This window comes from Nocardia aobensis NBRC 100429 (assembly GCF_000308375.1).
GTDB classification, from domain to species: domain Bacteria; phylum Actinomycetota; class Actinomycetes; order Mycobacteriales; family Mycobacteriaceae; genus Nocardia; species Nocardia aobensis.
Genome location: NZ_BAFQ01000261.1, coordinates 1 through 10,615 on the forward strand (window position 1 = coordinate 1; position 10,615 = coordinate 10,615).

Consider the following 10,615-nt stretch of genomic DNA (forward strand, 5'->3'; position numbering starts at 1 on the left):
ACCGCGGCATTGCTGCTCTCCAGTAGCGGCAGATCCCGGCTCACCACCACGACACGCTCGACGTAGGCGGTGGCGCGCGGGGCGCCCGACAGGGCGGCCCGCCCGGCCTCCACCGCCAGGGTCACCGCGTCCTCGTCCGCGCCGGGAACGCGGCCGCGAGGTCCGCCCCAGCAGGGCAGATAGGTTCCGATCGATGCGACACAGGGCATGCCGTCAGCCTTCCTGCGGGCGAAACTACGTGATGGCGCCGGCGGTCTTGAGCGCGATGATGCGATCCCAGTCCAACCCCAGCTCCAGCAGCACTTCCTCGGTGTGCGCCGCGAACTCCGGCCCGGGTCCGGTATCGGGTGCGGTGAGATCGAATTGCACCGGATTGGCGACCATTTCGAGGCTGCCGACCTGCACCAGGTACTCGTTGGCGCGGATCTGCGGATCGGAGCCGACCTGCAGGCTGTCCTGCACCGGCGCCCACGGCCCGGCCAGGGTCGCCAGCTTCTCGGTCCATTCGGCGAGGGTGCGCTGCCCGATCGCCTCGCGCAGAATCGCCACGCCCGCTTCGGTATTGGCGGCGATCGACTCGGCCGAGGCGAAGCGCGGATCGTCGGCCAGCTCCGGGCGATCGATATGGCGCATCACGTCGGCCCAGAACTTGCTGGGCTGCAACATGACCAGCGAGAGATAGCGGCCGTCGGCGGTTTCGTAGAGGCCCGACAGCGGATTGGTCGGCGCCCCGTGTGATCCGGGTGCGGGCGCGATCAACGGCTGGCGCAGATGTGCCGACAGCGCGATGGTGTGGCCCATGGACCACAGGCCGCTGCCCAGCAGCGAGACGTCGACCACCGACGGTTCGCCGGTCCGTTCGCGTTTCAGCAGTGCCGCCGCGATGCCGCCCGCGAGATTCGTCCCGGAGATGGTGTCGCCGAAGGCCGGCCCGGGCGGAGAGATCAGGCCGTCCATCCCTTCCGGGGTGATGGTAGCGGCGACCGAACCCCGGCACCAGAAGGCGGTCATATCGAAGCCGCCCTTGGTCGATTCCTCGCCGCGCGGTCCCAGCGCGCTGCCGCGCGCGTAGACGATGTCCGGCTTCACCGCGCGGATGTCGTCGACATCGATACCGAATTTGGCGCGCGCCTGCGGCAGGAAACTGGTGAGGAACACATCGGCCGTCTTCGCCAGCTCGTAGATCACCTCGCGCCCCTCGGGGACCGACATGTCCAGTCCGATACTGCGTTTGCCGCGATTGGCGTGCTCGATATTGGGGTTGGGATCGCCCTCGACCTTCAACCGGCCGATCTGGCGCAACCCGCGTTGCGGATCACCGGTGCGGGCGTGCTCCACCTTCACCACGTCCGCACCCCATTCGGCCAGTACCGCGCCGGCCGAGGGGACGAACCCGTACATCGCGACCTCGAGGACGCGGATGCCGTCCAGGGGTTTGCCGCCGCCGCTCATCAGGCCACCACCGCGGCGAAGGACTTCTGTTCGAGGAACTCCTCGATGCCGGCCACGCCCATCTCACGTCCGATGCCCGACTGCTTGTAGCCGCCGAAGGGGACATCGGGGTGAAAGTAGTTGCCGCCGTTGATACTCATCGTTCCGGTGCGGATGCGGCGCGCCACCGCCAGCGCGCGGTCCTCGTCGGCGGAGAACACGCCGCCCGAGAGCCCGTAGACGGAGTTGTTGGCGATGCGGACCGCGTCCTCGTCGTCGTCGAACGGGATCAGGGCCAGCACCGGCCCGAAGACCTCTTCCTGGGCGATCTCGCTGTCCGGGTCGACTCCCGCGAGCAGGGTCGGGGTGTAGAAGTAGCCCGGGTCGACCTTCTCCCCGCCGTACACCAGTTTCGCGCCGGCCTCCACCGCGCGCTGCACGAGGCCGTGCACCTTGTCGCGCTGACGTTCCGAAATCAGCGGGCCCATATAGTTTTTCGGGTCGCCCGGATCGCCGTAGCTGACCTTGGACATGAATCCGGCGACCATCTCGGCGACCTCGTCGTGGCGCTCGCGCGGCACCAGCATGCGTGTGGTGATGGCGCAGCCCTGTCCGGCGTGGCTGCAGATGCTGAAGGCGCCGAACATCGCGGCGGTGCCGAAATCGGCGTCGTCGAGCACGACCATCGCGGATTTGCCGCCCAGTTCGAGAAAGACCCGTTTGAGCGAATCGCCTGCCGCCGACATGATCTGGCGGCCGACCGCGGTGGATCCGGTGAAGCTGACGACGTCGACATCGCGATGGGTGGTCAGGGTCCTGCCCACCTCGATATCCGATCCGGACAGCACATTCACCACGCCCGCGGGGATATCGGTGTGCCGAGCGATCACCTCGCCGAGAGCTAACGTGGCCAGTGGCGTGTCGGGTGCGCCCTTGAGCACCACCGTGCAGCCGGCCGCCAGGGCCGGGGCCAGTTTCGCCAGCGCCAGCTGATGCGGATAGTTGTAGGCCGCGATGGCCGCGACCACACCGGAGGCCTCGCGCTCCACCCAGCGGCGGTGCATCCGGCCGCGGTCCTCCACCTCGCCCAGATCCTCGGTGCGGGGGTAGGTGCGGGTGAGGCCGGCGAAGTAGTTCACGATTTCGAACGGCGTCTCGAGCTGGTTGGCGTGGGTCATCATCCGGGTCGCGCCGACCTCGGCGATGGTCAACTCGCGCAGGTCTTCGACGTCGGCGCGCAGTGCCGCGTAGAACTGCTCGAGGCAGTGCGCGCGAAATTCGGTGTTCGTCGACCAGCCGGTGGTGTCGAAGGCCCGGCGCGCGGCCGCGATCGCCGCCTCGGTATCGGCGATGCTCGCCTCGGGCGCGTAACCGTAGACCTCTCCGGTGGCCGGGTTGAGTGAGGCGAAACTGCGCTCCCCCGCGACGAGTTCACCGTCGATCAGCATTCGTCTGGTGACGGCGCGCCCGTCGCCGGCCGTCGCGTTGCCCTGTGGCATCCCGTCTCCTCGTTCTATGGAAATTCCATTCTCAACATTGGAGAATAATGTATCCGAGCAGCTTCGGCCCCAGCAATGGCCGAACACGTCGCACCGATCGGCCCGACCTCCCCGTGAGCCCCGGAACGAGCCCGGATCCAGGGAAACCTTGCGGAGAAACGGCGAGCGAGAGTACGGTTCTCACAATTGGAAGGGAGATTCTTGTGGTTGAGACGACGGCGCTGAACCCCACCATCGGAGTGGAGGTCACCGGGGTCGAGGATCTGCACGACGACACGGTGATCAGCCGGTGCACCGAGGCCCTGAAGTGGCGTGGCGTCCTGGTGGTCCGCGGACTTCATCTCGACGACGAGGCCCAGCTGGCGTTCTGCCGGCGGCTGGGCACCGTACTCGCCCCCGGCGGCCGCGAAATCTTCACCATCACACTGAATCCCGAGAAGAACCGCGCCGCGAAATATCTCGAGGGCACCTTCTTCTGGCATATCGACGACACCACCAACGACGTGCCGGCCAAGGCGACCGTGCTCACCGCGCGGCACGTGGCGATGGAAGGCGGCGGCACCCAGTTCGCCAGCACCTACGCCGCCTACGAAGGACTGCCGGAGGCCGAACGCAAGCGTTACGACAACCTGCGCGTGGTGCACAGCTTCGAGGCCTCCCAGCGGCTCGTACATCCGGACCCGTCCCCCGAGCAGGTCGCCGATTGGCGCCAATTGCCCACGCACGAAACATCATTGGTGTGGCAGCGCCGCGACGGCCGCCGGTCCCTGGTCATCGGCGCCACCGCCGACCACATCGTGGGCATGGATCCGGTCGAGAGCCGCACACTCCTCGACGAACTGCTGGAATGGTCGACTCAGCCGCGGTTCGCCTACACCCACGACTGGACGGTGGGCGATCTGGTGGTGTGGGACAACACCGGCATCCTGCACCGCGCCCTGCCCTACGACGCGACCTCCGAACGCGAACTGCACCGCACCACGATCGCCGGAGCCGAACCGTGGGCGTGAGAACAGCGGTGGTGACCGGCGGAGGATCCGGAATCGGCCTGGCGGTGGCGAATCGGTTGCGCGCCGACGGTTTTCAGGTCGCCACGCTCGACCTAAAACCCGGCGACTCCGAATTCGACCACACCGCCGACGTCACCGACCGCGCCCAGATCGACGCCGCGCTCACCGCGATCCGCGAGCAGCTGGGCCCGGTGACGGTGCTGGTGAACTCCGCCGGCGCGGAGGGCTATCGCCGGTTCGCGAATCTGAGCTTCGAACAGTGGGAGCGCACCATCGCCGTGAACCTGCACGGCGTCTTCCACAGCATCCAGGCCGTTCTGCCCGATATGCGCGCCGCGCGGTGGGGCCGGATCGTCAACATCTCCTCCTCCAGCACTCATTCCGGGCAACCGTTCATGTCGCACTACGTCTCGGCTAAGTCCGCGGTCAACGGGCTGACGAAATCGCTGGCACTGGAACTCGGCCCCGAAGGCATCACGGTGAACGCGGTCCCACCCGGGTTCATCGATACCCCGATGCTGCGCAAGACCGAACAGGCGCGGTTGCTCGGCGGAACCATCGACGACCACATCGCCCGCACCCCGGTCCGCCGGGTCGGCCGGCCCGAGGACATCGCCGCCGCCTGCGCGTTCCTCGTCTCCGAGGAGGCCGGCTACATCACCGGCCAGATCCTCGGCGTCAACGGCGGCCGGAATACGTAACCGGCGCGGAACGCGCCGTGGCACAACACAACCGAAAGGACCACCAGTGGGACGCGTGGAAGGCAAAGTCGCCCTCGTCACCGGTGCCGCACGAGGACAGGGCCGCAGTCATGCGGTGAAACTGGCGTCCGAGGGCGCCGACATCATCGCCGTCGACATCTGCCGGGACATCGAGACCATCGGCTATGCGATGGCGCGGCCGGAAGACCTCGAGGAAACCGAACGACTGGTGGAGAAGACCGGCCGCCGGATCGTCGCCGTCGCGGCCGACGTCCGCGATATCGCCGCACTGCGCGACGCGGTGAAACGCGGCGTCGGCGAACTGGGGCATCTGGATGTCGTGGTGGCCCAGGCCGGTATCGCCGGAATGAAGGGCGAACCGCAGTGGCAGGCCTGGACCGACGTCATCGACACCAACCTGATCGGCGTGATCAATACCGTCCACGCCGCACTGCCGTATCTGGACACCGGCGCCTCGATCATCGCCACCGGCTCGACCGCGGCGCTGATGGATGTAGCCAAGGTCGATCAGCCCGGTAAGGATCCCGGCGGCATCGCCTATATGGTCGCCAAGCGCGGACTGTCGATGTACATGCACGAGTTGGCGACCCATATCGCCGCGCGCAACATCCGCGCCAATGTCATCCACCCGACCAACTGCAATACGGACATGTTGCGCAGCGAGCCGATGTATCGCTCCTTCCGGCCCGACCTCGAGAAGCCGACCCTGCAGGACGCCCAGCCCGCGTTCCATGTGCAGCAGGCCATGCCGGTGCCGTGGATCGAACCGGAGGACACCAGCAACATGGTGCTGTTCCTGGCCTCCGACGAATCCCGCTACGTCACCGGCATGCAGATGCGGGTGGACGCCGGCGGATACCTCAAGTGGTACGACTATCACATCTAAGGGGAGAACCGTGAAGGTGCGCGTAGATCCGGAGCGCTGCCAGGGACACACCCTGTGCGCCATGGTCGCTCCGAAGTCGTTCGTACTCAGTGAAATCGACGGCCACTCCTCGGCGGTCAGCGAGGACGTTCCCCCCGATCAGGAGGAACAGGTCCGCGAGGCCGCCCAGTCGTGCCCGGAACGAGCGATCACCATCACCTGAGAGGAACGCCGTGACCGCCGAGAACATCACCGAGGCCGGACCGGCGGACGACGAGCGGAAACAACCGCAGTACTCGTTCGACCGGTACGCCCCGCAATATCGCGACAATTTCCTGTCCATCACCCAGGACATGCAGCAGCACTGCCCGATCGCCTGGTCGGATACCCACGGTGGCCACTGGGTCGCCGCCGGCAATCGCGAGGTCTTCGAGCTCGCCCGCTGCCCCCATGTGTCCAACGATCACGACCCAGCCGGGGAACGCCGTGGCTACCAAGGGATTTCGATTCCGAAGCCGCCACGCGCCGCCGCCATCCGGGGCGGGATCCTGGAGATGGACGAGCCCGAACATCGCGAACTGCGGTCGGCGCTCAACCCGTATCTGTCTCCGGCGGCGGTCAACCGCTGGATTCCGTTCATCGACGAGGTCGTGCGGGCGGCGATCGACGAGAAGATCGAATCGGGCCACATCGATTTCGTCGACGATCTGGCCAATATCGTTCCCGCCGTTCTCACGTTGGCGATGCTCGGCATCCCGCTGAAGAAGTGGACGGTCTACAACGAACCGGTTCATGCCGCGGTCTACACCCCGCCCGATTCCCCGGATATCGAGCGGATCACCGCGATGCACCGGGAAATGGGCCTGGATCTGCTCAACAACCTGATCGAGGTCAAGGAGAACCCGCGGCCCGGCATGATCGACGCGGTGGCACGGGCCACGGTCAACGGCGCCCAGCTGCCCGACCTGGAGATGCTCGGCATGCTGGCGCTGATCATCGGCGGCGGTTTCGACACCACGACCGCGCTCACCGCGCATTCGCTGGAATGGTTGTCGGAGCATCCGGACGAGCGCGAAACCCTCAGCAGGGAACGCGACACGCTGCTCGATTCGGCGACCGAGGAATTCCTGCGGTACTACACACCCGCCCCGGGTGACGGCCGCACCATCGCCGAGGACTGCGAGGTGGTCGGCACGCGGTTCGCCGAAGGCGACCGGGTGTGGCTGTCGTGGGCGATGGCCAACCGCGACCCCGCCGTCTTCGAGGATCCCAACGAGATCGTCCTCGACCGGCATCGCAACCGTCACTACAGCTTCGGGCTCGGCATCCACCGCTGCATCGGCTCGAATGTGGCCCGCACGGTGTTCAAGCGGATGCTGCTGGCGGTGCTGGACCGGATGCCGGACTACCGCTGCGACCCCGACACCACGGTGCACTACGACACCATCGCCGTCATCCAGGGCATGCGGCATCTGCCGGCGACCTTCACCCCCGGCCCGCGCCTGGGCGAGGGGCTCGACGCGACGCTCGAGAAGTTGCAGACGATCTGCGACGAACAACAGCTCGCGGCGCCGGTGACCGCCCGCAAGGAACAGGCCGACATCCACTGATCCGCGCGCACAACCGCATTCGCAGATCGCACCGACAAGCAGGAGGCGTGAGGTGACCACCGCGTCCGGGCGGCCGCTACCGCAGCTCACCGCGCAGAACGAGTTCTTCTGGACCGCCGGCGCCGACGATCGGCTGCGGATCCAGCAGTGCCGTACCTGCGCCGAGCTGATCCATCCGCCGCAGCCGGTGTGCCGCTATTGTCACGGCACCGTGATGGGGGTGCGGGAGGTCTCCGGTGTGGCGACGCTCATCGGCTTCACGCACAACCAGCGGTTCGGATTGCCCGGGCTGCCGCCGCCGTACGTGGTGGGTCAGGTCGCGCTGGTGGAGGATCCGCGAATTCGCCTGACCACCATCGTCATCGGCTGCGAGGCCGCCGATCTGGTGCTGGGCATGCGGATGGAGGTGGTGTTCGAACAGCACGAGGATGTGTGGCTTCCCCTGTTCCGGCCCACGGCCGAACAGCCGGAACCGGCGCCGCTGCCTGCCGACGACATCGACCCGGATCGCTTCGCCGAACATGTGCGGCCCCGCGTCTCCACCACCAAATTCGAGGATCGGGTGGCGCTGACCGGCATCGGGATGTCTGATATCGGACGGCGGCTGATGGTGCCTCCCCTGGCGCTGACCGTCCAGGCGTGCGAGCGTGCCGTCGCCGATGCCGGACTCACCATGGCCGATATCGACGGGCTCTCCTCGTACCCGGGTGGCGGGAATGTGGGCGGATTCGGTGAGGGCGGGGTGACCGCGCTCGAATCGGCGCTGGGAGTGCGGCCGACCTGGTACAACGGCGGCATCGAGACCTTCGGGCCCGGTGGCTCGGTGATCGCGGCGATGCTGGCCGTCGCGGGCGGGCTGGCACGGCACGTCCTGTGCTTCCGGACGGTGTGGGAGGCCACCTACAACGAATTGATCCGCACCGGCTCGACGGCACCGCTGGGCGGCGGCCGCACCACCAGCTGGCAGCTGCCGTTCGGAGCGACCTCGGCGGCGCACACCCTCGCCCAGAACGCGCAACGGCACTTTCATCGTTACGGCACGACCAAGGAGACGCTGGGCTGGATCGCGCTGAACCAGCGCGCCAATGCCGCCCTGAATCCCACTGCGGTGTACCGGGATCCGCTCACGATGGAGGATTATCTGTCGGCGCGGCCGGTGACCAGTCCGTTCGGCCTCTACGACTGCGACGTGCCCTGCGACGGCGCGGTGGCGGTGATCGTCTCGGCCGTCGAGGCCGCCGCCGACCTCGCCACATCACCCGTCTACGTGGAGGCCGTGGGCACCCAGATCCTGGAGCGGGTGGAGTGGGATCAGAGCACCCTCACCCACGAGCCGCAGGTGCTCGGCCAGTCGGCACATCTGTGGTCGCGCACCGATCTGCGGCCCGAGGACGTCGACGTCGCCGAACTCTACGACGGCTTCAGCTTCAACTGCCTGTCCTGGATCGAGGCGCTGGGATTCTGCAAGATCGGCGAGGCCAAGGACTTCCTCGACGGCGGGAAAAACATTGCGCGCGACGGCATCCTGCCGCTCAACACACACGGCGGGCAGCTCTCGCACGGGCGCACCCACGGCATGGGCCTGATCCACGAGGCAGTCGCCCAGCTGCGCGGTGAATGCGGGCCGCGTCAGGTCACCGGCGCGCGGGTAGCGGTCACCAGCAGCGGCGGGCTGACACCCAGTGGCGTGCTGTTGCTGCGGAGCGAGCGATGACCGTGGAGTCGCAGCGAGTGGGCGGCCCCGAGCCGTCGAACACGCCGGAGCGGGTGGGAGAGCAGGAGAGCCCGGGAACGCGAGAGCAGGTGCGGGCCGCGGTCCTCGTCCCGGTGCAACCGTCCGAACGGGTGATCGCCGGCGAGTGGGCGGGCGTACCCGGCCCGTCAGGAGACCCCGAACAGGTGGTGACCGAGGCGGGCGGGATCGCGGTGTCGGGACTGCTGCTGCGGGCGCGCGAGCCCCGTGCGGTGCTGGTCGCGTTGCACGGGGGCGCCACGACCGCCGCCTATTTCGATTGTCCGGGCCACCCCGAGTTGTCGCTGTTGCGCGTCGCGGAGGGGCTCGGCTTCACGGTGCTGGCTCTGGATCGGCCCGGTTACGGGGCGTCGGCACCGTTCACGGACCGGCTCTGGGATCCGCAGAGCCGTGTCGACGTGATGTATTCCGCTGTCACCCAGCTGGTTCCGGATGCCGAGCGGGGCGCGGGTACCTTCGTGATCGCCCATTCCGCCGGGTGTGAACTGGCGCTGCGGATGGCCGCCGACCCTCGGGGCGCCGCGTTGCTGGGTATCGAATTGGCCGGTACCGGACGCGAATTCGCTGCGGCCGCCCGGCAGGTATTGATGGGGCCACGCGGGCCGGTCGAGCGGCCGCGCGGACTCGCCGAGCTGCTCTGGCGGCCCGCTTCGCTGTATCCGCCGGATGTCGTCGGCGGCGCGGCGCTGGCCGCCCTCGGCCCGCGGCTCGAGGCCGCCGCCGTCACGGATTGGGCCGATACCGAATTTCCGGCCTTGGCCGCCCGGGTATCTATTCCGGTGCGCTTCACCCTCGGCGATCACGAGCGGGTGTGGCGCAACGATTCCGACGCGATGACACATGTCGGCGCGACGTTCACCGCGGCGTCGCGCGTGGTGCTCAACCGCCAGCCCGGCAGTGGCCACAACCTCAGCGTCGGACGCTCCGCTCGCGCCTACCACCTGGGAGTGCTGGGTTTCGCGGAGGAATGCCTGCTGGCCGCGGAAAACGGTTTCGACTGTTTCCCCCAACAATTCGACGGGGCCGAACCCGTTCCGGCCCGGGAGGTGAGGTAACCGTGCACGCATCCGACACGGCGCTGTTTTTGGTGCGCCTGGTGATCGGCGCGACGATGATCGCGCACGGCTACAACCATTGGCGCGGCGGCGGCCGCATCGACGGAACCGCCCGCTGGTTCGTCGGACTGGGCTTGCGCAACGGCATTCTGCAGGCCTGGCTGAGCGTGGTCACCGAAATCGGCGCGGGCGCACTGCTGATCGTGGGCCTGTTCACGCCGCTGGCGTGCGCGGCGATCGTTTCGGTGATGCTGGTCGCGGGGCTGCTGGCGCATCGCCCGAACGGATTCTTCGTGTTCAAGGAGGGCTACGAGTACGTGCTCGTGCTCGCGGTCACCGCGTTGGCGACGGCCATGCTCGGCCCGGGACGGCTCTCGCTCGACCACGCCACCGATATCGAGGTCATGGGCTGGGCCGGCGGTGCGATCGCGGCGGGGGTGGCGGTGGTCGCGACGGCCGCGCTGCTGGCGACCTTCTGGCGTCCGGCGCCGGCTCCGGCGCAGCAGCCGGAACCCACTGCGTGACAGCGGCATTCGACGGAAGAGGTGCGGATATGCGAGTCGGATTCATCGGATTGGGCAGCCAAGGTGGCCCCATGGCGCGGCGCATCATCACGGCCGGGCATCCGACCACGCTGTGGGCCCGCCGGGCCGCGACCCTGGAGGCGTTC

General features: G+C 67.9%; 11 protein-coding genes and 1 pseudogene. 9 read left to right on the forward strand and 3 right to left on the reverse strand.

The window, feature by feature from the left end; all coding sequences use genetic code 11:
* The 3 genes and pseudogenes from RJ03_RS28075 to RJ03_RS28085 all read right to left on the reverse strand — a co-directional run.
* Positions 1 to 209, reverse strand: a pseudogene (locus RJ03_RS28075) (DNA-binding protein); the annotation flags it as partial.
* Positions 210 to 234: 25 nt separating this feature from the next.
* Positions 235 to 1,452 carry a CaiB/BaiF CoA transferase family protein gene (locus RJ03_RS28080; RefSeq protein ID WP_036507996.1) on the reverse strand — a complete coding sequence of 406 codons (1,218 nt, stop codon included), beginning with the start codon at positions 1,450 to 1,452 and terminating at the stop codon, positions 235 to 237.
* Positions 1,452 to 2,930 (reverse strand): aldehyde dehydrogenase family protein, encoded by a 1,479-nt coding sequence (locus RJ03_RS28085; protein ID WP_036507999.1) that lies wholly within the window; start codon positions 2,928 to 2,930, stop codon positions 1,452 to 1,454. Before RJ03_RS28085 ends, RJ03_RS28080 begins: the two co-directional genes overlap by 1 nt.
* Before the next feature lie 203 nt (positions 2,931 to 3,133).
* Between RJ03_RS28085 and RJ03_RS28090 the strand changes: the two genes are divergently transcribed.
* The 9 genes from RJ03_RS28090 to RJ03_RS37410 form a co-directional block, all read left to right on the forward strand.
* On the forward strand, positions 3,134 to 3,940 hold the full coding sequence (locus RJ03_RS28090; protein ID WP_036508002.1) for a TauD/TfdA dioxygenase family protein: 807 nt from the start codon (positions 3,134 to 3,136) through the stop codon (positions 3,938 to 3,940).
* Positions 3,937 to 4,641, forward strand: coding sequence for an SDR family NAD(P)-dependent oxidoreductase (locus tag RJ03_RS28095; RefSeq protein ID WP_036508015.1), 705 nt, complete (start codon positions 3,937 to 3,939; stop codon positions 4,639 to 4,641). Before RJ03_RS28090 ends, RJ03_RS28095 begins: the two co-directional genes overlap by 4 nt.
* 46 nt (positions 4,642 to 4,687) lie before the next feature.
* Positions 4,688 to 5,548 (forward strand): mycofactocin-coupled SDR family oxidoreductase, encoded by an 861-nt coding sequence (locus RJ03_RS28100; RefSeq protein WP_036508005.1) that lies wholly within the window; start codon positions 4,688 to 4,690, stop codon positions 5,546 to 5,548.
* 10 nt (positions 5,549 to 5,558) lie between these two features.
* Complete coding sequence (locus RJ03_RS28105) at positions 5,559 to 5,750, forward strand: ferredoxin (protein WP_030517538.1); 192 nt, start codon at positions 5,559 to 5,561, stop codon at positions 5,748 to 5,750.
* Between the two features lie 10 nt (positions 5,751 to 5,760).
* Entirely contained in the window at positions 5,761 to 7,137 is a 1,377-nt protein-coding gene (locus RJ03_RS28110; protein WP_036508007.1) for a cytochrome P450, read from the forward strand.
* A gap of 52 nt (positions 7,138 to 7,189) precedes the next feature.
* A complete protein-coding gene (locus RJ03_RS28115) occupies positions 7,190 to 8,851 on the forward strand; it encodes a thiolase C-terminal domain-containing protein (protein ID WP_036508010.1) in 1,662 nt (553 codons plus the stop codon).
* Positions 8,848 to 9,945: an alpha/beta hydrolase gene (locus RJ03_RS28120; protein ID WP_232329146.1), complete on the forward strand. Its 1,098-nt coding sequence runs from the start codon at positions 8,848 to 8,850 to the stop codon at positions 9,943 to 9,945. The genes RJ03_RS28115 and RJ03_RS28120 overlap by 4 nt, the downstream gene beginning before the upstream one ends.
* 2 nt (positions 9,946 to 9,947) lie before the next feature.
* The gene (locus RJ03_RS28125; protein ID WP_036508012.1) at positions 9,948 to 10,469 is read left to right on the forward strand and encodes a DoxX family protein; all 522 of its coding nucleotides are present in this window, start codon (positions 9,948 to 9,950) and stop codon (positions 10,467 to 10,469) included.
* Positions 10,470 to 10,498: 29 nt separating this feature from the next.
* Positions 10,499 to 10,615: NAD(P)-binding domain-containing protein (locus RJ03_RS37410; RefSeq protein ID WP_167332021.1), on the forward strand; the 117-nt coding region annotated here is incomplete at its 3' end.